Here is a 210-nt window from a genome sequence, read left to right on the forward strand (position 1 = left end):
TCTCGCCGTGGGTCAAATCATCGCCGGTACGGCTGCTGACCGGAAGGACATCACCCTCACCGCAGGCGGTGCGATCAATGACTACGACACTACAGTTGAAGGCGCGGGCAATGAGAACCTCGTGGGCGGCGCGATCAGCCTGACCGCGGGCGGCGCTATCGGTGCGACAGGAAACGCCGATATCGACACGGCTGTAGCGACCAAGCTCGA

At 62.9% G+C, this 210-nt stretch carries 1 protein-coding gene; it reads left to right on the top strand.

Annotated elements, in window-relative coordinates:
* The coding region (locus tag BQ17_RS21915; protein ID WP_176722426.1) for a hypothetical protein at nucleotides 1-210 on the top strand (210 nt) is incomplete at both ends.

This window comes from Candidatus Thiosymbion oneisti (assembly GCF_900092655.1).
GTDB lineage: Bacteria > Pseudomonadota > Gammaproteobacteria > Chromatiales > Chromatiaceae > Thiosymbion > Thiosymbion oneisti.